Annotated in this window: 20 protein-coding genes and 1 tRNA gene; 7 read left to right on the top strand and 14 right to left on the bottom strand. The window is 65.9% G+C overall.

The genetic code is table 11. From position 1 onward, the window contains the following. Window positions 1-377 precede the first annotated feature (377 nt). Both OM977_RS06420 and OM977_RS06415 read right to left on the bottom strand, forming a co-directional pair. Window positions 378-1,994 carry a solute symporter family protein gene (locus OM977_RS06420; protein WP_264356674.1) on the bottom strand — a complete coding sequence of 539 codons (1,617 nt, stop codon included), beginning with the start codon at window positions 1,992-1,994 and terminating at the stop codon, window positions 378-380. Next, complete coding sequence (locus OM977_RS06415) at window positions 1,991-2,371, bottom strand: DUF485 domain-containing protein (protein WP_264356673.1); 381 nt, start codon at window positions 2,369-2,371, stop codon at window positions 1,991-1,993. The genes OM977_RS06420 and OM977_RS06415 overlap by 4 nt, the downstream gene beginning before the upstream one ends. 205 nt (window positions 2,372-2,576) lie before the next feature. Here OM977_RS06415 and OM977_RS06410 point away from each other — a divergent pair, with 205 nt between their 5' ends. Genes OM977_RS06410 through OM977_RS06395 form a run of 4 tightly spaced genes read left to right on the top strand, consistent with a single transcriptional unit; the run spans window position 2,577 to window position 6,452 of the window. After that, window positions 2,577-3,794, top strand: coding sequence for a sensor histidine kinase (locus OM977_RS06410; protein WP_264356672.1), 1,218 nt, complete (start codon window positions 2,577-2,579; stop codon window positions 3,792-3,794). Window positions 3,795-3,839: 45 nt separating this feature from the next. Further along, on the top strand, window positions 3,840-4,559 hold the full coding sequence (locus OM977_RS06405) for a LytR/AlgR family response regulator transcription factor (protein WP_264356671.1): 720 nt from the start codon (window positions 3,840-3,842) through the stop codon (window positions 4,557-4,559). After that, on the top strand, window positions 4,556-4,978 hold the full coding sequence (locus OM977_RS06400) for a hypothetical protein (RefSeq protein ID WP_264356670.1): 423 nt from the start codon (window positions 4,556-4,558) through the stop codon (window positions 4,976-4,978). The genes OM977_RS06405 and OM977_RS06400 overlap by 4 nt, the downstream gene beginning before the upstream one ends. 7 nt (window positions 4,979-4,985) lie before the next feature. Next, window positions 4,986-6,452, top strand: coding sequence for a sodium/solute symporter (locus OM977_RS06395; protein WP_264356669.1), 1,467 nt, complete (start codon window positions 4,986-4,988; stop codon window positions 6,450-6,452). Between the two features lie 30 nt (window positions 6,453-6,482). On the opposite strand, the gene OM977_RS06390 is transcribed toward OM977_RS06395, so the two are convergent. The 6 genes from OM977_RS06390 to rpsB all read right to left on the bottom strand — a co-directional run bounded on the left by OM977_RS06390 (window position 6,483) and on the right by rpsB (window position 11,600). After that, on the bottom strand, window positions 6,483-7,109 hold the full coding sequence (locus tag OM977_RS06390) for a DivIVA domain-containing protein (RefSeq protein ID WP_264356668.1): 627 nt from the start codon (window positions 7,107-7,109) through the stop codon (window positions 6,483-6,485). Window positions 7,110-7,152: 43 nt separating this feature from the next. Beyond that, the gene (locus OM977_RS06385; protein WP_264356667.1) at window positions 7,153-8,073 is read right to left on the bottom strand and encodes a phosphatidate cytidylyltransferase; all 921 of its coding nucleotides are present in this window, start codon (window positions 8,071-8,073) and stop codon (window positions 7,153-7,155) included. After that, window positions 8,073-8,630: a ribosome recycling factor gene (gene frr / locus OM977_RS06380; protein WP_264356666.1), complete on the bottom strand. Its 558-nt coding sequence runs from the start codon at window positions 8,628-8,630 to the stop codon at window positions 8,073-8,075. The genes OM977_RS06385 and frr overlap by 1 nt, the downstream gene beginning before the upstream one ends. Window positions 8,631-8,761: 131 nt before the next feature. Further along, a complete protein-coding gene (gene pyrH, locus OM977_RS06375) occupies window positions 8,762-9,499 on the bottom strand; it encodes a UMP kinase (RefSeq protein ID WP_264356665.1) in 738 nt (245 codons plus the stop codon). A 207-nt stretch (window positions 9,500-9,706) separates the two neighbouring features. Beyond that, window positions 9,707-10,543, bottom strand: coding sequence for a translation elongation factor Ts (gene tsf / locus OM977_RS06370; protein WP_264356664.1), 837 nt, complete (start codon window positions 10,541-10,543; stop codon window positions 9,707-9,709). Window positions 10,544-10,700: 157 nt separating this feature from the next. Further along, a complete protein-coding gene (gene rpsB / locus OM977_RS06365; RefSeq protein ID WP_264356663.1) occupies window positions 10,701-11,600 on the bottom strand; it encodes a 30S ribosomal protein S2 in 900 nt (299 codons plus the stop codon). Window positions 11,601-12,229: 629 nt separating this feature from the next. Between rpsB and OM977_RS06360 the strand changes: the two genes are divergently transcribed. Continuing rightward, complete coding sequence (locus OM977_RS06360) at window positions 12,230-12,817, top strand: M23 family metallopeptidase (RefSeq protein ID WP_264356662.1); 588 nt, start codon at window positions 12,230-12,232, stop codon at window positions 12,815-12,817. A 65-nt stretch (window positions 12,818-12,882) separates the two neighbouring features. Here the strand turns inward: OM977_RS06360 and OM977_RS06355 are convergent, their stop codons facing one another. From OM977_RS06355 to OM977_RS06330, 6 genes are all read right to left on the bottom strand, one after another. Next, entirely contained in the window at window positions 12,883-14,073 is a 1,191-nt protein-coding gene (locus OM977_RS06355; RefSeq protein ID WP_264356661.1) for an acyl-CoA dehydrogenase family protein, read from the bottom strand. Window positions 14,074-14,324: 251 nt separating this feature from the next. Next, a tRNA-Ile gene (locus OM977_RS06350) sits at window positions 14,325-14,398 on the bottom strand. A 102-nt stretch (window positions 14,399-14,500) separates the two neighbouring features. Next, entirely contained in the window at window positions 14,501-15,697 is a 1,197-nt protein-coding gene (locus OM977_RS06345) for a glycosyltransferase (protein WP_264356660.1), read from the bottom strand. Between the two features lie 102 nt (window positions 15,698-15,799). Further along, on the bottom strand, window positions 15,800-16,705 hold the full coding sequence (locus OM977_RS06340) for a DMT family transporter (protein WP_264356659.1): 906 nt from the start codon (window positions 16,703-16,705) through the stop codon (window positions 15,800-15,802). Beyond that, window positions 16,705-17,352: a CDP-alcohol phosphatidyltransferase family protein gene (locus OM977_RS06335; RefSeq protein ID WP_264356658.1), complete on the bottom strand. Its 648-nt coding sequence runs from the start codon at window positions 17,350-17,352 to the stop codon at window positions 16,705-16,707. Before OM977_RS06335 ends, OM977_RS06340 begins: the two co-directional genes overlap by 1 nt. 56 nt (window positions 17,353-17,408) lie before the next feature. Further along, a complete protein-coding gene (locus tag OM977_RS06330; RefSeq protein WP_264356657.1) occupies window positions 17,409-18,287 on the bottom strand; it encodes a phage holin family protein in 879 nt (292 codons plus the stop codon). A 181-nt stretch (window positions 18,288-18,468) separates the two neighbouring features. Here OM977_RS06330 and OM977_RS06325 point away from each other — a divergent pair, with 181 nt between their 5' ends. After that, window positions 18,469-19,692: a multidrug effflux MFS transporter gene (locus OM977_RS06325; RefSeq protein WP_264356656.1), complete on the top strand. Its 1,224-nt coding sequence runs from the start codon at window positions 18,469-18,471 to the stop codon at window positions 19,690-19,692. Between the two features lie 532 nt (window positions 19,693-20,224). Continuing rightward, on the top strand, window positions 20,225-20,632 hold the full coding sequence (locus OM977_RS06320; protein ID WP_264356655.1) for a hypothetical protein: 408 nt from the start codon (window positions 20,225-20,227) through the stop codon (window positions 20,630-20,632). The last annotated feature ends 15 nt before the right edge of the window (window positions 20,633-20,647 follow it).

Below are 20,647 nucleotides of genomic sequence, written 5' to 3'. Positions count from 1 at the left end.
GAAACTCCCGAATTACAAGAAACTGTTTGCTGAACCGCCGGACCACACGATCGGACGCTCCCGCGGCGGGCTTAGCACCAAAATCCATCACGCCTGCGATGGCAATGGCCTGCCGCTGGCCATGATTCTTGGCCCCGGGCAGGGTGGCGGCTCGCCCATTCCCCGTCGTCATGGAAGCGGTCCGGGTGCCCCGCGGAGGGCGCCCGTGAACTTCGACTCAGAGACCTACAAGGCCGCACCACTGTCGAGAGGTCCTTCAGCCTCTTCAAGCAATGGCGCGGCCTTGCCACCCGGAACGACAAACCCGCGCTGACGTACCGTTCCGGCGTCGTTCTCTACGCCGTCGTCATCTGGCTACGCCAATAAGGAGACACGCCCTAGTGGTCCGTGGCCTTTTCGGCGCCCACGCCCGTGAGGGAGCGGACTTCCATCTCGGCCTGCTTGGTGGTGTCTTCCAGCTTCTTGTCCAGCACCGTACCGAGCCAGCCCAGGAAGAAGGCCAGCGGAATGGAGACAATGCCGGGGTTGCTCAGGGGGAAGATCGCGAAGTTGGCGCCCGGGATCATCGAGGTCTTGGTTCCCGAAACCACCGGGGAAAGCGCGATGAGGATGATTGCCGAGCCCAGTCCGCCGTACATGCTCCAGATGGCGCCCTGGGTGGTGAAACGGCGCCAGAACAGCGAGTAGATGATCGTCGGGAGGTTGGCCGAGGCGGCCACGGCGAACGCAAGTGCCACGAGGAACGCGACGTTCTGGCCGTTCGCGAAGATGCCGCCAACGATGGCCATGATTCCAATGACCACGACGGTCCGGCGGGCAACCTTCACCTCGGTGTCGGCATCGGCCTTGCCCTTGGCGATGACGTTGGCGTAGATGTCATGGGCAAAGGACGCCGCCGCGGTGATGGTCAGGCCGGCCACAACAGCGAGGATGGTGGCAAAAGCCACGGCCGAGATGAAGCCGAGCAGGAGCGGGCCGCCGAGGTGGAAGGCCAGCAGCGGTGCAGCCGAGTTGACTCCGCCGGGGGCCGACCTGATCGTCTCAGCGCCGACGAGTGCCGCAGCACCGTATCCGAGGACCAGGGTGAAGAGGTAGAACAGGCCGATCAGCCAGATGGACCACACCACGGACTTGCGGGCTTCCTTGGCGGTCGGAACCGTGTAGAAGCGCATCAGCACGTGCGGCAGGGCGGCGGTGCCGAGGACCAGTGCGAGCCCGAGGGACATGAAGTCGAGCTTGGAGGTCTCGGACTTGCCGTACTGCAGTCCCGGGTTGAGGATGGCCGGATTGTTCGCGGTCTCCACGGCCCCGCCGAGCAGCGCCGAGAGGTTGAAGCCGTAGATCGCCAGGACCCAGATGGTCATGACCGCGGCACCGGCGATGAGGAGGATGGCCTTGATGATCTGCACCCAGGTGGTGCCCTTCATGCCGCCGATCAGGACGTACATGATCATGAGGCCGCCGACGACGATGATGACCAGCGCCTGCCCGCCCCAGTCGCTGATGCCCAGCAGAAGCGAGATCAGGCTGCCCGCACCGGCCATCTGGGCCAGCAGGTAAAAGAAGCAGACCGCAAGGGTCGAGATGGCGGCGGCGATCCGCACCGGCCGCTGCTTGAGCCGGAAGGAGAGCACATCGGCCATCGTGAACTTGCCGGTGTTGCGCAGCAGTTCGGCGACCAGGAGCAGGGCGACGAGCCAGGCGACCAGGAAGCCGATCGAGTACATGAAGCCGTCGTAGCCGTTGATCGCAATCGCGCCGGTGATGCCGAGGAACGAGGCTGCGGAAAGGTAATCGCCGGCGATGGCCGTTCCGTTCTGCGAACCGCTGAACGAACGCCCGGCGGCGTAGTAGTCGGCCGCCGTCTTGTTGTTGCGGCTGGCCTTGATCACGATGACCATGGTGATCGCGACGAACAGGCCGAAAATGGCCATGTTGAGCAGCGTGGTGTCCTTGAGGTCCGCAACGTTTACTGCGGGAACCATGAGCGTCATTTGTTTACCCCGCCGATTTTGTTGCCGTCCTTGTCAAATTCATGGCCTTCGATTTCGTGCCGGATTTCTGCGGCGATCGGGTCAAGCTTCCGGTTCGAGTAGCTGACGTACCAGCCCGTGATGGCGAACGTGGAGACGAACTGCAACAGGCCCAGGATCAGGCCGATGTTGATGTTGCCCCATACCTTGGTGGACATGAAGCCGACCGCGTAATCGGCCAGCAGAACGTAGGCGAAGTACCAGAGCAGGAACGCTATGGCCATCGGGAAGACAAAGCTGCGGTGACGTTTGCGCAGTTCCTGGAACTGCTCCGTCGACTGGACTTCCTTGAAGTCCACGGCCGCCGCTGCGTCCGTTTCTTGGGCGTCGTGACCCATCGTTCCTCCTCATTGAGACTGGCGAGTCCACACCGGCTGCAATGGCGGCATCGGAACAGCCCTCCGGTCAGTGTGACTCCAATCACTGTGCATCCGGACCTGCCCAACATTCCATCTCCACGGGCGCCTGGGTCGCTCAGCGGTCCTGATGCTGCGCCCAACGGCGGCGGCCGCGCCCCACCGGCGCCCGCGATACGCTGGCAGCATGCCGGACTCTCCGCTGTACACTGCTGCCGCCATCGCCGTGATCGCAATGGCGATCGCCGTCGTCGTCGCGGTCGGACTCAAGGTGCTCCGCTCCTTCCGGGAGCTGGGAACCGACGCCGAGCAGGCCACGTACAAGACTTTGCATGCCGCCTCCCGGGCCGGGCAGCACCTGCGGACCGGACTCAACCCCGCCGGCGCGGCCAAGGCCAGCAGGCAGCTGCGCAGTCTGCTGGGCTGCGATGCGCTGGCGATCACCGACACAACGGGGGTACTCGCGTGGGACGGGGCCGGGGAGGAACTGAAGCCGGCCCTGATGGGGCTCGCGGCCCGCGTGCTCGACGGCGGCCACACCGCGGTGATCCCGCCCGGCGAGCTGCAGCTGCTGGCCGACGGCGGCGCACCCGGGACGCTTCCACCCGAGGCGGAGCGCGCCGTCGTGATCGCCCCGATCAAGGCCGGCGCGCGGGTGGTGGGCGTCGTGGCCGCCTTTGCCCCCGCCGCGGGCGCCGGGCTGGTCCGCGCCACGGGTGAGGTAGCCGACTGGGTGGCCACCCAGGTGGAACTGGCCGAACTCGACGCCAGCCGAACCCTCCTGATGGAGGCCGAGGTCCGGGCGCTCCGGGCCCAGATCAGCCCGCACTTCATCTACAACTCGCTGAACGCGATCGCCTCCTTCATCAACACAGATCCCGTGCGGGCCCGCGAGCTCGTGGTGGAATTCGCCGACTTCACCCGCTATTCCTTCCGACGGCACGGCGATTTCACCACCCTGGCCGAGGAGCTGCGCTGCATCGACAGGTATCTCCTGCTGGAACGCGCCCGGTTCGGCGACCGGGTCCAGGTCAGCCTGCGGATCGCACCCGAAGTGCTCAGCACCGTCATCCCCTTCCTGAGCCTGCAGCCGCTCGTCGAGAACGCCGTCCGGCATGGGCTCGAAGCCAAGGAGGGTCCGGGGCACATTTCCATCACGGCCAATGACTCCGGGGCCTTTGCCGAGGTCACTATCGAGGACGACGGCGTGGGCATCGACCCGGAACAGCTCCGCTCCGTCCTGGCCGGGCACAGCGACGGCGACCACGTCGGGCTCCGCAACGTCGACGCCCGGCTGCGCCAGGTCTACGGGGAAGAGAACGGGCTCGTGATCGAAACGGCTCCCGGGGAGGGAACCCTTATCACGATGCGGGTGCCGAAATCGCAGCCCCGCCACGACGCTTGATCCTGCCTAATGCCGTTCAAAATGCCGCGGCAGTAGTCTTGAACCATGATTAACGTCCTCGTCGCAGACGACGAGCTGCCCGCCGTCGAGGAACTGGCATTCCTGCTCAGAAAAGATGACCGGATCGGCATGATCCACCGCGCCTCCTCCGGCGCAGAGGCCCTCCGGGCGCTCGAAGTCGAAGAGGTCGACGCCGTCTTCCTCGACATCCATATGCCTGCCCTGTCCGGGCTCGACATTGCCCGCGTGATATCCCGCAGCGCGCACCCGCCGGCCGTTGTCTTCGTCACCGCCGACGAGGACCGTGCGCTGGAAGCGTTCGAGCTGGCCGCCGTGGACTACCTGCTGAAACCCGTGCGGGCCGAGCGGCTGGCAAAGTCCATCGGCCGGATCAGCGAGCTGCTCAAGGACGGCGCCCCGGCGCCGGAGATGATCACCGTGGACCTCGGCGGCAACACCAAGATGATCCGCCGCGAGGACGTCACCTACGTCCAGGCGCAGGGCGACTACGCCAGGCTCCACACCGCGGATGCGAGTTATCTGATCCGGGTCCCGCTGGCCGATCTCGAGCAGCAATGGTCCGACGCCGGCTTCATCCGCACGCACCGCTCATACCTGATTGCGCTGAATCACGTCAGCCATCTGAAGCTCGCGGCGGCCCGCCCCAGCGTCACCGTGGCCGGGGCCGAGCTGCCCATCAGCCGCCGGCACCTGCCGTCCGTGCGGGAGAAACTGGAGTCGACGCGGATCCGGCCGCACGTATGACCCGCGTCCGCGTGACCGCACCGCGCGGTGTTTCACCGCGCATCATCCCGCTAAGCGGCATCGCGCCGCACGGCTCGGCACTGCACGGCTCGGCGCTGCCGGCCGCGCATTCATCCGCCGATGCCCGGGACGCTGCGCAGGAGTCCGACGCCGGGCAGGTCTTCATCCGCTCGCTGATCCGCTCGCAGCTGCGGCTGGGTCTGGTGGTGGCCGGCGGGTTCCTGCTGATCCTGCTCGCCTTTCCGCTCATGCTCGGGCTGGTTCCCGGCCTGGCGCACTCGACGATCGCGGGCCTGCCGTTCGACTGGGTCCTCCTGGGGGCGGGCATCTACCCCGTAATCGGGCTTAGCGCCTGGCTGTACGTCCGGACGGCGGCCCGGAACGAGGCACGCTACCGGGACCTGGCCGGGGACAAGTGAGGCGCCGGTGAACCCGGTCGTCGGCATCGCGGCCTTCGCCGCCGTCTCGCTGGCCACCGCTGTGATTGGTTTCTATGGTCTCCGGATCTCCCGCACCACCGGGGATTTCTACGTGGCGTCCCGCACGGTCCGGCCCTGGTGGAACGCCTCGGCGATCGGCGGGGAGTACCTCTCCGCGGCAAGCTTCCTCGGCGTCGCCGGGCTGATCCTGCTCTCCGGCACGGATGCCCTGTGGTATCCGGTGGGCTACACCGCCGGCTATTTGATGCTGCTGCTCTTCGTGGCGGCGCCCTTGAGGCGGTCCGGTGCGTACACCATTCCCGATTTCACCGAGGCCCGGCTCGATTCACGGGCGGTCCGCCGGGTCACGAGCGTGGTGGTGGTGCTGGTCGGCTGGCTGTACATCGTCCCGCAGCTGCACGGGGCGGCACTGGCCATCCGGATCACCACCGGCCTTCCGGCCTGGGTGGGGCAGGTGGCCGTCGTTGCCGTCGTCTGCGTGACGGTGGTGGCCGGCGGGATGCGCTCCATCACGTTTGTCCAGGCCTTCCAGTACTGGCTCAAGCTGACCGCGCTGGCCGTGCCGATCCTCTTCATCCTGTTCGTGCTGGCCGGCAACGGCGCGCCCGCCGTGGCCGAGGCCGGGGCGAATCCCACCGCAGCCGCCCCGGCGAGCCCCTACCAGAGCATCTCCCTGCTGGTGGCGCTGCTGTTCGGGACACTGGGGCTGCCCCATGTGCTGGTGCGGTTCTACACCAATCCGGATGGCCAGTCCGCCCGACGGACCACGCTGATTGTGCTGGGCCTGCTCTCGGTCTTTTACCTGTTCCCCACCGCCTACGGCCTGATCGGGCGCCTCTTTGCCCCCGGGCTGGCACAGAGCGGCCAGGCCGACGCGCTGGTCCTGCTCTTGCCGGGCCGGATGATCGGCGGCCCGGCCGGGGACCTGTTGTCAGCCCTGGTCGTGGCGGGCGCCTTCGCCGCCTTCCTTTCCACCACGTCCGGGCTGGTGGTCTCGTTGGCAGGCGTGATCAGCCAGGACGTGCTCGGCGGGAGCGTCCGGGGCTTCCGGCTCGCGGCGGTCATCTCCGCCGTCGTGCCGTTGGGGATCGCGTCCATGACGGACTCCCTGGCCCTGGCCGGAACGGTGGGGCTGGTGTTTGCCTTCACGGCCTCGACCATCTGCCCGGTGCTGCTGCTGGGAATCTGGTGGCGCGGCCTGACGGATGCAGGGGCCATCGCCGGGATGGTGACCGGCGGCCTGCTGTGCGGCGGGGCCATGGTGGCCGGTTCCGTACTGGGCGGCGCCGGTGCGCCATCCTGGCTCGCGCAGCCAGCTGCCTGGACGGTACCCGCAGCCTTCGCCGTCATGGTGCTGGTGTCCCGGGCCACGAAGCAACGGGTGCCGCGGGCCATTACCCGGCTGATGACCCGGCTGCACACCCCCGAAAGGCCGCTCGCTACCGACCGCTAGAGCGGGATCGGCCGGCAGAACCGGGGCCTGTCAGTCGATGGCGGCCATCAGCTGGACGACGCGGTCCAGGAAGGCGTCCACCTGGCTTTCCTCGTAGCCGTCGCGGCCCACAGCCGGCCGGAACACGGCCCGCCGGACGTTGTCCACGCTCAGCGGCCGGTCTTCTTCCAGGTAGCCGATCAGCTCATGGCAGAGGTCATCGACGTCGCTGGTGTTGTAGCTGCGCACCTTGGCTTTGCTGGGACGGCGGAAGCGCTGGCCATCGGGCCGGTGCAGCCGTCCGCGCAGCAGGCCGGCCAGCCGGCCGATCTCGCGAAGCCAGGCTTCCTCGCCGCGTTCCCCGATCAGCTCATCGCGTTCCCGCAAGGCCAGTGCGTCCTCGAGCCGGTCCAGGGCGGCATCGACGCCAGCCGCGGCATAGCCGCCCTTGACGGGGTCGAACGTCACCGCGCGGACGTCGGCACTCTTCACCGGACGGCCCGCGGAGCCCGGGGCTTCGAACGACACCCGTGCGCGCTGCAGGAACTGATCAACCTGCTTGGCGTTGTACCCGTACTGGTTCCGCTGCACGCGGTCAAAGGAAGCAGGAATCTGCCGTTGAATGTCCACTGTAACTATGTTTCCTTCAATGCCGTTCGGCTGGTTAGCTGGCACCATTCTACGGGCCGGGAGATGGAACGAAGTTGGAACCGGGGCCGAGCTAGGTGCCGGCGAAGGCGGAGAACAGGATGAACGCCACTGGCGAGGCGAAGACGATCGAGTCCAGCCGGTCCATCACTCCCCCGTGGCCCGGCAGGATGCTGCTCATATCCTTGATGCCCAGTTCACGCTTCACCATGGATTCGGCGAGGTCCCCTGCTGTGGCAGCGGCGACCATACCGACGGCGAGCACCGCTCCCACCCACCAGGGCTTGTCCAGCACGAGCAGGCTGGCCAGGACGCCAATGACCATCGCGCCGGCAATGGAGCCGGCGAAGCCCTCCCAGGTTTTCTTGGGACTGATTTTCGGGGCCATCGGGTGCTTGCCGAGCGAGGCTCCCACGAGATAGCCGAAGGTGTCATTGGAAACGACAAGCAGCAGCAGGGTGGCGACCTGCCAGGCCCCTTGCGGGATGAAGCCGCCGGGCCAGAGTCCCACGGGCGTCTGGCCGCCGGTGGCATGCAGGGGCAGCACGGCAAAGCTAATCAGGAACGGAACCCAGGCCAGGGTGAAGACGCCGGCGAAGATGCTGCGCGCCGAACCGGCGGCGCCCTCCAGGGAGCGCCACAGCAGAATGGCCACGCTGCTCAGCAGCATGGCAAAGAGCAGGCTTTCCGAGCCGCCGAAGTAGGCAGCAAGCGGCATGGCCACCGTTCCGACCATTACCGGAATGATGGGCAGGCGGGTCCCTGCGGCTTCCAGCGCCCGGAAGATTTCCCAGACTCCGAAGACCGCGAAAGTGGTGACGACAAGCGCAAAGCCAAGCGGGAGGAACAGCAGGCCGCCGAGGACCACCAGAAGCATGCCAAGGCCCACCGCGGTGGCGGCAGGAAGGTTCCTGCCGGCTTTGGGCGTCGGATTACTGCGTTGCTTCCCCGGCCCCCGGACGTGTGGTCCGGGAGCCTGCTGTGCCTGACCCATCAGACCTCGAGCAGCTCGGCTTCCTTGCGCTTGAGCAGCTCGTCGATACCGTCGACGTGCGCCTTCGTCATGGCGTCGAGTTCCTTCTCGCCGCGGCTGCCCTCGTCCTCGCCGGCTTCGCCGTCCTTGACAAGCTTGTCCAGGGTTTCCTTGGCCTTGCGGCGGATGTTGCGGATGGAGATTTTGGCGTCCTCGCCCTTGGACTTGACGATCTTGACGTATTCCTTGCGCCGCTCCTGGGTCAGGTCAGGGATGGTAATCCGGATGACGTTGCCGTCGTTGGAGGGGTTGGCGCCCACCTCGGAGTCGCTCAGGGCACGTTCGATGTCCCGCAGCGCGGTCTTGTCGAAGGGCGTGATGAGGATGGTGCGGGCATCCGGGATGGCAAAGGAGGCCAGCTGCTGCAGCGGCGTCGGCGAGCCGTAGTAGTCCACCAGGACCTTGTTGTACAGGCCCGGGTTGGCGCGGCCGGTGCGGATCGAGGCGAAGTCTTCCTTGGCTACCTCAACCGCCTTGTCCATCTTGTCCCCGGCTTCGAGCAAGGTTTCTTCGATCACGGTCTCTCCTCAGAAATTGGTGCATCCCGGCGGGCGGGAGTGCTGAACGGTCGTTGGTCCGTCTGTGTGTTCCGCCTGGTGGTCCCCTTGGTCCGGGGAGCGGAACTATCCTCAAAACATCCTAGCCGTTGCTAGGGGGTGACTACGGTGCCCAATTCCTCGCCGAGGATGGCGCGGGTGACGTTGCCTTCGCCTTCCATGCCGAAGACCACCATGGTGAGGTTGTTGTCCTTGCACATGGTCATCGCGGTCTGGTCCATCACGCGGATGTCACGCCGCAGGGCGTCGTCATAGCTCAGGCGGGAGAGCTTCTCCGCCGTCGGGTCCTTCTTCGGGTCTGCGGTGTAGACGCCGTCGACCCCGCTCTTGGCCATCAGGACGACGTCGGCGTGGACCTCCATGGCCCGCTGCGCCGCCACCGTGTCGGTGGAGAAATACGGGAGTCCGGCCCCGGCACCGAAGATGACGACGCGGCCCTTCTCCATGTGGCGGATGGCGCGGCGCGGAATGTAGGCCTCGGCGACCTGGCCCATCGTGATGGCGCTCTGCACGCGGGTCTCAACGCCGGCCTGTTCCAGGAAGTCCTGGAGCGCCAGGCAGTTCATCACGGTGCCGAGCATGCCCATGTAGTCGGCGCGGGAGCGGTCCATCCCGCTCTGCGACAGCTCTGCGCCGCGGAAGAAGTTGCCGCCGCCGACGACGATTGCGACCTCGACGTCGGGCACTGCCGCGGCGATCTGCTTGGCCACGCCTCGGACGGTATCCGGGTCAACGCCCAGTTTCCCGCCGCCGAAGACCTCGCCGGAAAGCTTCAACAGGACTCTGCGCCGGCTCTTCTTTGGCTGGGCTGAATTGGTGACGGTTTCCATGGTGCCTTCCCGTTGGTGAACTCTGAGCTAGGTTATCGTGCCGGGGGCCAAAGGCGGCATTCCGCCCAGGCCGGTGCCCCCGGATAGTAGTGCCGGCGCATGCCCCGGCCATTGCCTCCGGCGGAGGTTCCGGTGCATGCAAAAGGGGTGGCCACCGCAGTGACCACCCCCTTTAGCGTGTCTGACTAAGGTCTGACGGTTTTCGAACTAGGAACCGACGCGGAAACGCGCGAAGCCCGTTCCCTTGACGCCGGCCTCTTCGAGGACCTGCGCGACAGACTTCTTGGCATCCTTGGCGAATGCCTGGTCGAGGAGGACCTCGCCCTTGTAGAAGCCCGTGACACGGCCTTCCACAATCTTGGTCATTGCAGCTTCCGGCTTGCCTTCAGCCTTGGCCGTCTCCTCGGCGATGCGACGCTCGGACTCGACGAGCTCGGCCGGAACATCCTCGCGGGCGAGGTAGTTCGGGGACATCGCGGCAACGTGGACGGCGACGTCGTGGGCTGCGGTAGCGGCTGCTTCGCCTTCGCCGTCAACGGCGAACAGGACGCCGACCTGAGCCGGGAGATCCTTGGAGGTCTTGTGCAGGTAAGCGTCGACCGTTGCGCCCTCGATGCGGGAGATGCGGCGGACGACAACCTTCTCGCCCAGTACGGCGCCCTCTTCGACGACGACCTCGGACAGCGGCTTGCCGTCGACTTCGGTGGCCAGCAGGGTTTCGAGGTCGGCAGCGCCGGACTCGACTGCTACGGCCAGGACCTTGTCGGCGAGCTGGATGAACTTGTCAGCCTTGGCGACGAAGTCGGTCTCGCAGTTAACTTCGATCATCACGCCCACGCCGCCGTCGACCTTGGCAGCAACCAGGCCTTCTGCGGTGGAGCGGCCTTCGCGCTTGGTAGCGCCCTTCAGGCCCTTGATGCGGATGATTTCGATGGCCTTCTCGGCGTCACCGTTGGCCTCGTCAAGAGCCTTCTTGACATCCATCATGCCGGCGCCTGTGCGCTCGCGCAGAGCCTTGATATCAGCGGCAGTGTAGTTCGCCATGTGAACCCCTCTGTCTAGAAAATGTGTGTGGTGTACGGACCGACAGGACAGCTGCTCACCCGGTGAGCGGCCATCCTGTCGGTACCCCTACGCTGCGGACAGCGTGCGGGGAGGTCCAGATTTACTTGTCAGCTGAGCTGGCAGTGTTCCTGACTGACTACTTGGCTTCGCCAGCGGCGTCGTCAGCAGCCGGGGTAGCCTCGGCAGCTGCCGGGGCTTCCTCTGCAGCGGGTGCTTCTTCGGCGGCGGCCGGAGCAGCCTCGGCTTCGGGAGCGGCTGCGGCTTCGGCCTTGCTGCCTTCGAGGAGCTCGCGCTCCCACTCAGCCAGCGGCTCTTCCGGAGCTTCGGTGGTGCCAGTTGCGCGCTGGTTGCGGGCGATCAGGCCCTCAGCAACGGCGTCGGCCACAACGCGGGTCAGGAGGTTGACGGAGCGGATGGCGTCATCGTTGCCCGGGATCGGGAAGTCGACTTCGTCCGGATCGCAGTTGGTGTCCAGGATGGCAACAACCGGGATGTTCAGCTTCTTGGCCTCGTCAACGGCGAGGTGTTCCTTCTTGGTGTCCACGATCCAGAGCACGGAAGGTGCCTTGGTCAGGTTGCGGATACCACCGAGGTTGGTTTCGAGCTTCGTGAGCTCGCGGCGAAGGAGCAGCAGTTCCTTCTTGGTGTACGCGGAGCCGGCGACGTCGTCGAAGTCGATCTCTTCGAGTTCCTTCATGCGCTGGATGCGCTTGGAGACCGTCTGGAAGTTGGTCAGCATACCGCCGAGCCAACGCTGGTTGACGTACGGCTGGCCGACGCGGGTGGCCTGCTCGGCGATGGATTCCTGCGCCTGCTTCTTGGTGCCGACGAAGAGAACGGTGCCGCCGTGTGCAACGGTGGCCTTCACGAACTCGTAGGCGCGGTCGATGTAGGACAGCGACTGCTGCAGGTCAATGATGTAGATGCCGTTGCGCTCCGTGAAGATGAATCGCTTCATCTTCGGGTTCCAACGGCGGGTCTGGTGTCCAAAGTGGACGCCGCTGTCAAGCAGCTGGCGCATAGTTACGACGGGCATGCCGGCGCTCCTTCCGGCAGGTCATTCATGAGACAGCCCATGGGTTGTCTTACCCTGCCAATAGTTGACGGTTAATTAGCAAACACCCAGGCGGGCTTCGCTCCTGGCATCCACTGCGCTTCTTATCCGGACGTGGGGTCCGGACCGCAAGAGGCACAGTCCTCCGCACTCTGAAGAATTTCGGCTTCGAATGAGTTGGGCTGGATACGCGTAGTCAGCCACTGCTCCCCCGCACCCCTGAATGAGGCGTGCCGGCTTAACAAGCATGAGGGCACAGCAAACTGCTCCACCAAGTGTACTACAGGAGCACTGTCGGATTGGACGGGTTTCGGCGGCCGCACGGGGGTTGGGGTGGGGTGATCGGCGGGGTGATCTGCGGTGTCAGGAGGGTGGTCCGCGGTGTCCGCGGAGGCGGTGCGGCAGGCGCCGGCCCGGGCGGTACGGCAGGCGCCGGTCGGGTTGGTACGGCAGGCGCCGGTCGGGCGGTACGGCAAGCGCCGGCCCGGGCGGTACGGCAGGCGCCGGTCGGGTTGGCCAACTGCACCTGCACCTGCACCTGCACCTGCAGGTTGTCCACATAGCCGGGTCGGCCGCTTTCGGCGGCCCGGAAACCGGGGAAGGGTGGCTTCATGAAAACTCCGGCCCTGCTTGCAGCCCTGGTTCTTGCCCTCTCCCCCGTGGCGTCAGGTGCAGCCGGGCTTTCGCCGGGGGCGCCGCCCGCTCCCGGGGCCCCACCCGCCGGGAGCCTGAATGCAGGGTTCTCGCCCGCGGAGTCCCGGTCGGCAGGGCCCGCAGGGTGGAGCTGGCCGCTGAATCCGAAACCTGCGGTGCTGCGGGCATTCGACCCTCCGGCCAAGCCATGGCTGAGCGGTCATCGCGGCGTGGACCTTGAGGCGGCATCCTTCGGCGCTGGGGTGGCCGCTCCCGCATCGGGGACGGTGAGTTTTGTCGGCGTCGTGGTGGACCGGGCGGTGATCACCATCGACCACGGCGACGGCCTGCGGAGCAGCTTCGAGCCGGTGGAAAGCGCACTGGTCAAGGGTGCCCGCGTCGCAATTGGCGAAACGCTGGGCCGCATCCTGCCAGGGCACTGCGGCGCACTGCCCTGTGTGCACTGGGGCGTGCGGCGCGGGGACGACTACCTCAACCCGCTTGCCTTCGTGACCGACTTGCGGCCCTCCATCCTGCTGCCGCCCCTGGACCCGGCGCCGGGATAGAGGAGCCTGGATAGGAGCGGGTGGCGCGGGGCGGAGAAGGAGGCTGCAACCAACGCGAAGGGGTCCTAGACGATCGCCGAGATTCCGGTGATGGCCCGGCCTGTGACGAGGGTGTTGATCTCGTGGGTGCCTTCATAGGAATAGATGGCTTCCGCGTCAGCGAAGACTTTGGCCATCTCGTAGTCGGTCACAATCCCGTTGCCGCCGAGGAGGCTGCGGCCGATGGCGACGCTCTCGCGCATGCGGGCCGTAGTGAAGGCCTTGGCCAGCGCCGACTGCTCGTCCTTGGCCTCGCCGGCGTCCTCCAGCTGCGAGAGCCGCACCATCATGCCCATCGAGCTCACGGCGTTGCCAAGGATCTGCACGAGCTGGTGCTGGACCAGCTGGAAGGAGGCAATCGGGCGGCCGAACTGGTGGCGCTCCACGGCGTAGCGGCGGGCTACATCGAAGGCGGCGAGCTGCTGGCCGACGGCTTGCCAGGCGACGGCGAGCCGGGTGACCTTAAGGACTTTGTTGGTGTCCCGGAAGCTGTTGGCGTTGGCGAGCTTGAAGAAGTCCGGCACGACGACGTTCTCTAGCGTGATGTCGGCATTCTGCACCGTGCGCAGCGAGATCTTGTTCTCGATCTTGGTCGCGCTGTAGCCATCCGTCTTGGTGTCCACCAGGAAGCCCTTGACCTGGTTGTCGGCTAGGTCACGGGCATAGATGACCACCCAGTCGGAGAAAGTGGCGTTGCCAATCCAGCGCTTGCCGCCGTTGAGGATCCAACTGTCACCGTCCCGGCGGGCCGTGGTGCGGGTGCCGCCGGCGACGTCGGAACCGCCGAGCGGTTCGGTGAGGCCGAAGGCGCCGATCTTCTTGAGTGCATAAATGTCCGGAAGCCACGCATCCTGTTGTTCCTGCGAGGCGAGGGCCTCGATGGAGCCTGTGAAGAGGCCGTCATGAACGCCCATGAAGGTGGCAATGGATGAGTCGGCCCGGGTGGCCTCGGCGTGCAGGATCCCGGCGAACAGGTTGGAGTAACCCTGTCGCCGGACGGGGCTGACCAGGTCGATCTCCGCGAGTTTCGGAATCAGATCCATGGGAAACTCGCCCCGGTTCCAGCAGTCCACCGCAATCGGTTTGACCTCGCGCGCCAGGAACTCCCGGACCTCCGCCAGCCGGTCCTGCTCCTTACCGCTGAGCAGCTGCTCGAAAGCAAAGAAGTCGCCGTCGGCGTAGGGGAGGTCGTTGATGTCGACTGCAGCTTTGGACATGGTGTTCCTTCACTTGGAATCAGCGGTGACCAGAAGAAGCGGGCCGCGGACCGACGGTATGTTACTGACGAGTAACATACCGCAGGGCGCGCCCGCCTGCAAGCACCCGTCCGGGATGAGGGTGGCCCGGGACGTTCCGAAAGGTGTACGAGGGTGCCCGGCGGTGTCCGCACAGACGGAAGAAGCCGTGGCCGACGTCGCAACGTCGGCCACGGCTTCGCGGGCTCCCGGAAGCAGATTTCCGGGGAAAGTAGGGCTACTCGGACTTGAACCGAGGACCTTAGGATTATGAGTCCCGCGCTCTAACCAGCTGAGCTATAGCCCCCTGCGCCCGGAAAGTTGCCGGCCCGCGAGGAGCCGGACCGGACCCGGGCAAAAACACTCTAACAACTTTAGTCGCCGATGCCCGCCAGCGGCGCCACCCTGATCAGACCACCAGGTCGTCGTAGCTGGCACCGCGGTAGAGGTCTTCGAACGCCTGGAGCGTGCGCTCGAGGCTGTGGTTCTCCACCATTTCCCGGCTCGTCTTGCCCATGGCTGCAAGCTCATTCTCGGGAAGCGTGAACAGGCGGACCAGCTTGGCAGAGAGGTCGTCGCTGTCGTTGGGCGTGAACAGGTAGCCGTTCTCGCCGTCGTGCACCAGGTGCGGCAGCGCCATCGCATCGGCAAGCAGGACCGGCGTGGATGCGGACATCGCTTCGAGGGTGACCAGGGACTGGAGCTCTGCGGTTCCCGGCATGCAGAAAACATCCGCCTGGAGGTAGGCCTTCCGCAGCTCAGCGTCGGTCGCGAGGCCGAGAAACTTTACCCGGTGCTGCAGCCCGAGGCGGGCCACCTGGGCCTCGAGGCCCTGCCGGACTTCCCCGCCGCCGACAATTTCGAGGTGGATGTTCAGCTCCGTAGGGGCCTTGGCGATCGCATCGATCAGCACGTCCACGTGCTTTTCTTCGGCGAGCCTGCCGACGAAGAGCACGGTGGGGCTGGTGTGGCGTTCGAGGTTCTCCCCAGGCTGGAGCTCGTAGGCGGCGGCGTCGATTCCGTTCGAAAGCGGGAGGACCTTGCGGAGGAAGGCATGCTGGTGCATCGCCTTGGCGGCCAGGGGCGTGGGGGTTGTCACGACGTCGGCCTGGCCCATGACCTTGCCCATGTCTTTCCAGGAGATGCGGCCGATGATGTCCTTGAACCATTGCGGGAAAGGCAGGAACGGGTTCAAGTTCTCGGGCATGAAGTGGTTGGTCGCAACAATCCGGATGCCGCGTTTCACCGCCTCATAGAGCACATGCTCGCCGATCATGTAGTGGCTCTGAATGTGCACGACGTCGGGCTGGACGCGGTCGAACAGCAGGCCGATTTCCTTCTTGATCTCCCACGGAAACGTGATGCGGAAGTACTCATGGGTGGGCACCGAATGGGACCGCAGCCGGTGGACCGTTGCCTCGGCGCTGAGTTCGCTGTAGCTCTTGCCTTTGCCTGGACGGCAGGCGAGGACATGCACATCGTGCCCCCGGGCCGTCATTCCTTTGGCCAGGCGGTAACCGAACTGGGCGGCGCCGTTGACGTGTGGCGGGTAGGTGTCCGCGGCGATCAGGATGGTCAGCGGGCGCTGGGTGTCAGGCATGGTCACGTGGGAAGCTCCTGGTGGTCATGGTGCGGGCAGCTGGACTGTGGTGGCCGGTTGGCCGTCGGCGCAGGCGCCCGCCTACTGCTGAAGTCTGTTGCGGATGCCCTAGGACAACCGGCCCGCGGCCTTACGCGCGTCTTTCTTGCGCTTGGTCACCTCGGGGTGGTGTCTGGACAGGGCTATCACTCCCACGATAGCAAGGGAAGCCGCAGTCCCCATCGCAATTGCCATAACGGCGTGGACATCCGGCCGGAGTTCGCCCAGGATCGCAATGCCGATCGCGATGCCCACGATCGGGTCGATCACGGTCAGTCCTGCGATCACAAGGTCGGGCGGACCACCCGAGTAAGCGCTCTGCACAAACCATGAGCCGAGACCGCCGGCAGCCACGATGGCAACCACGGAATACCATTGCACGTTCAGCAGGCCCAGGCCGTTCGGATCCAGCAGGTGCTTACCGATAATGCGGGTCAGCACGGCCACAAAACCGAACAGCACACCCGCGCCGAGAATGTAGATGAAGGCGCTCATCCGGTGCTTGAACAGCAGCGCAAGCGTGCCGAACAGGCCGACCGCCAAGGCCAGCAGCAGCACGATCGTCAACTCGTCCGAGCCACTGACGTGGTGGTTCTCCTGAGTGACATTGACGGCCAGGACAACAAACAGTGCGGAACCTGTGACACAGGCCGAGATGGCGACCACCGTGGCCCGGTTGATGCTTAACCCTTGGTCCTTGGAGTTCACCATCGTGGTGATGACGAGGGCAATGGCCCCGATCGGCTGAACGACAGTGAGGGGCGCCGAAACCAGGGCGATGGCATTCATCACCATGCCGGTGCAGAGCAGCAGCAGGCCGAAGATCCAACGGGGACTGCGGATCAGTCGGAACAGGCCGTGGCTGCTCAGCGCCAGGCCCCCGGTGTCCGCCTTGACCGCGCTGCCCTGGCGCTGGGCACCGAACGCGAGGAAGAAGGCCCCGAGGACCGCTAGAAGTACCGCAATCCAGACCATTAGAGGAGACCGCCGTCGTCGGCGTCTGCGCTGCCGGCACTGCCGGCCCTGAGGCGCTTGCCTTTGCGGATGATGGCCCTGAAATAGTTGTAGCCGGCGATCCAATGTCCCACGAGACCGAGGCCGAGGAAGAGCCAGGCGACGACGGCGTAGATCTCACTCGCGGGGATTGCCAGTTTGGAGAGCACAAGCAGCGGCGTTCCCACGAGCAGGAGGCCAGTCCGGATTTTGCCAACCCGGCTCACGGGCAGATCCGGATGGCTGTGGAAGTAGTACAACGACACCGCGAGCATTATGGCATCGGGAATGAGAAGGGCAGCCAGGTACCACCACTCCACGACGCCGGCGATCACGAGGGTCACGGCGACGGCGATCAACGCCAGCCGGTCAGCGATCGGGTCCATGACCCGGCCCAGGTGGGACATCTGGTTGAAGCGTCTGGCGATGTAGCCGTCCACCCAGTCGGTGCTTGCCATGATCGCCAGGATGAGGGCTCCGTAGCCGTATTCCCGCGGTCCGAGCACGAGCCAGATGAAGATTGGGACGCCAAGAAACCGGACCACTGTCAGCACGTTGGGAATGGTGAAGACCGCGTCGTGGTGGATCTGGGGCTGCCCGGGCCGGGCACCAGCACCGATGAACTTCATCCATTCCCCCCTTTCCGTGGCCGGCAACGTTCGGGCGTCGCAGTTCAGCGGGCCGCCTAGCCCTTGAGTAGTTTGCGCAGGAGGAACACCAGTGCGGCGGTGGAAGCGGCAAGCGCGGCAAGGGGCTTCCAGCGCTGGCCGAGCTGATCCGCCGCGCCACGGGCGTTCGCGATAGCGGGGCCCTTCGCCGAGGGACCGGCCGAGGACTTGAAGCCGGCGACTTTGGCGCTCAGTTGCTCCTTGCCGTCCTGCAGCCGGGCCTGGGTCATGGCCAGCAGAGCCTGCGCCTGCGTCTTGACGTCCAGTTCCTCTGAGAGTTCGTCACGCACTCCGGTAAGGTGTGTGCGGCGCTGGACCACCCGGCGTCGCAGTTCCGATTCGGTGGGCGGCGGGCCGAACTCAGGCTCGGCGGCCTTCTTGGCTTCCTTCTCGGCCTTCGCCTTGGCGTCGGCTTCAGCCTTCGCGGCTTTGGCCGCTTTGTACTGCTCGGAGTTGGGGTCCAGCACCGCAGGGTTGAAAGCGGAGCCCTCCTTGGCGATGCCAAGATCGTATTTGAGGCCGCGGACGGTCTCTTCCGGCATCAGTGGCATCGCTTTCTTGAACTTCCGGAATCCCACCAGACCGACGATCAGGGCGATCAGCAGGAAGACGCCACAAACCAGCAGTGCGGCGAGCCAGGCGGGCATGATCGTGGCCAGGCCCATGATGGCGGCCACGACCAAGCCGATCACCAGAAGGGCCACAAACACAAGCGCGACGGCGACGAACGCGGCAGCGACGCCGAGCTGGATGCCCTTGCGTTTGATTTCAATCTTCGCGAGGGCGATCTCGTCATTGAGCTGCCGGGGCGCCAGCTTGAAGATCAATCTCAGGGTCCTGGGCAGCGCGGAAATCCGCAGCCCGCCGCTTGTCCCGCCGCTGTGACGTCCGCTCATCGGTCCCGCCTAACTGGTTCCACTTGTGATTCCGCTTGCGCGGGCTTGCCGGTCTGCGCCGCTTGACGCACACTCCGGTGTCAAAACTACCATTCTGGCTCCCGGCCGGGCCCTGCGGGCACGGTGTGGCGCGGCTGCGCTGCCGGGGACCACCGGAGTGCCGGGCCTAGGATGGAGCACTGTGACTACAGCCTCCAATCCCGGCGATTCCCTGAGCCGCCGCCGCAAGCTCCTTTACATCCTGATGCTCGGCGCATTGACCGCACTGGGGCCCTTCACGGTGGACCTCTACCTGCCAGCGTTCCCGGCGCTGGAGGCCGACCTCGGTGTCTCCGAGGCTGCCGTACAACTGACGCTGACCGGCACGACCGTGGGCTTTGCCCTGGGCCAGCTTGTGGTGGGGCCGTTGAGCGACAAGTTCGGCCGGCGGACGCCGTTGATCCTCGCGACGGCGCTGCACATCACGGCATCGTTGGGAGCCGCCCTCTCCACAGACATCGCCACACTGGGGTTCTTCCGCGTCCTGATGGGGATTGGCGCGGCCGGCGGCGGCGTGGTTGCGATGGCGATGGTGCGGGACCTTTTCAGCGGCTACGCAATGGTCCGGATGTTCTCCCGAATGGCCCTGGTCAACGGCCTCGCACCGATCCTGGCCCCCGTGATCGGTTCTCAGCTGCTGTTGCTGACGCCGTGGCCCGGCATTTTCATCTTCCTGGCCGGCTACGGGACGTGCGTGATCATCGCGGCACTCTTTGTGGTCCGGGAGACCTTTCCGCCGGAGCTGCGCGGGAAGACCGGGATGACAGCACGGCAGCGCTACGGCGTCCTGTTCAAGGACCGGGTGTTCGTGGGCCTGCTGATGGTGGGCGGCATGAACTTCGCGGGGCTGTTCACCTACCTCTCTGCCTCGCCCTTCCTCTTTCAGGACGTATACGGCTTCAGTCCTCAGGAGTACGGGCTGCTCTTCGGCATCAATTCCCTGGGCATCGTGGCCGGCGTGCAAACCAGCTCGCGCCTGATCCGCCGGGTCCCACCGCAGTGGATCCTGGCCTGTTCCACGGCATGGATGTTCCTCATGGCCGTGCTGATTGTCGTCTTCGACCGGTTGGGCTTCGGCCTCTGGGGCGTTCTGGTGCCGCTCTGGTTCTACATCCTCGGCGCGGGCTTCACGTTCCCCTGCGTCCAGGTCCTGGCGCTGGCCAAGCATGGCGCGCAGGCAGGAACCGCCGCTTCGCTGCTCGGCGCGGCAACGTTCATGATGGCCGGCCTGATCTCCCCGGTGGTCGGCTGGCTCGGTGTTAGCTCCTCTACACCGATGGGAGCGGTGCAGGCCACCTGCATCTTCCTGGCCGCGGCCGCCCTGTGGCTGGTTGTCCGGCCCCGGACCGTGCCCTCGATCCACTAGGACCACCGTCACTCCCCGCCACGGCACATGCCCATTTTTCGGGCCCAGGGCTCGACGAGCCCGGCCGCGGGACATGCCCATTCTTCGTGCCCAGGAGTGGACATAACGGGCATATGTCCAATGGCCAGCCCCAGCACGGAGCATGTCCACCGGCGGCGCGGGGCACAGCGTAACTCCCCCGGGTAGGGCATGCCCATTCTTCGGGCCCAGGAGTGGACATAACGGGCATATGTCCACCCGCCAGCCCCAGCACGGAGCATGTCCACTGGCGGCGCGGGGCACAGCGTAACTCCCCCGGGTAGGGCATGCCCATTCTTCGGGCCCAGGAGTGGACATAACGGGCATATGTCCAATGGCCACCCCCAGCACGGAGCATGTCCACCCGCCAGCCCCAGCACGGAGCATGTCCACCGGCGGCGCGGAGCATGTCCACCCCAGCGCTGGGCATGTCCTGTTCGGTGGTGGGCTGGGCGCCGGAGACCGGGTGGTGGCGGCCCTGTTCCGGGTACGCTCCGGGCGATAAAGTTGGTACGTGCCCCACCGGCAGGACCCTCAGCCCCTCCCGACCACGTGGCAGCGGTGTGACGCCGGAATCCTGCCCCTGTGGTGGGACCGCCTGTGCACCCAGATGAGCCGCCAGTCGGCGGCTCTCTTCGCCGCCGGGCTGTTCACCGAGGACCGGCGGCGCCCGATCGCCCAGTGGTACAACCCGGCCCACGACTCCGCGCTCCTCGTTGCCCCGGAGAGTTCGCCGGAATGGCCTGTGCAGCGCTTCGGCATCTTTTACGCCCCGCCCGGCGGCGGCTTCACCCAGGTCCATTCGGCCCCGCACGAGTGGCATCCGCGCGAACCCCGGAAGTCCCCCACTGAGCTCGAGGCGTTCCAGGCGGCCGTCGCCGAAGCGGAACGGTTTCTCCAGGTGGAAATGTACTTCGTCTGAAGAATGGCTCGCAGC

Origin of the sequence: Pseudarthrobacter sp. MM222 (assembly GCF_947090775.1) — a bacterium.
In the GTDB taxonomy this organism is placed as follows: domain Bacteria; phylum Actinomycetota; class Actinomycetes; order Actinomycetales; family Micrococcaceae; genus Arthrobacter.
This window is presented reverse-complemented; position numbering and strand designations above follow the sequence as displayed.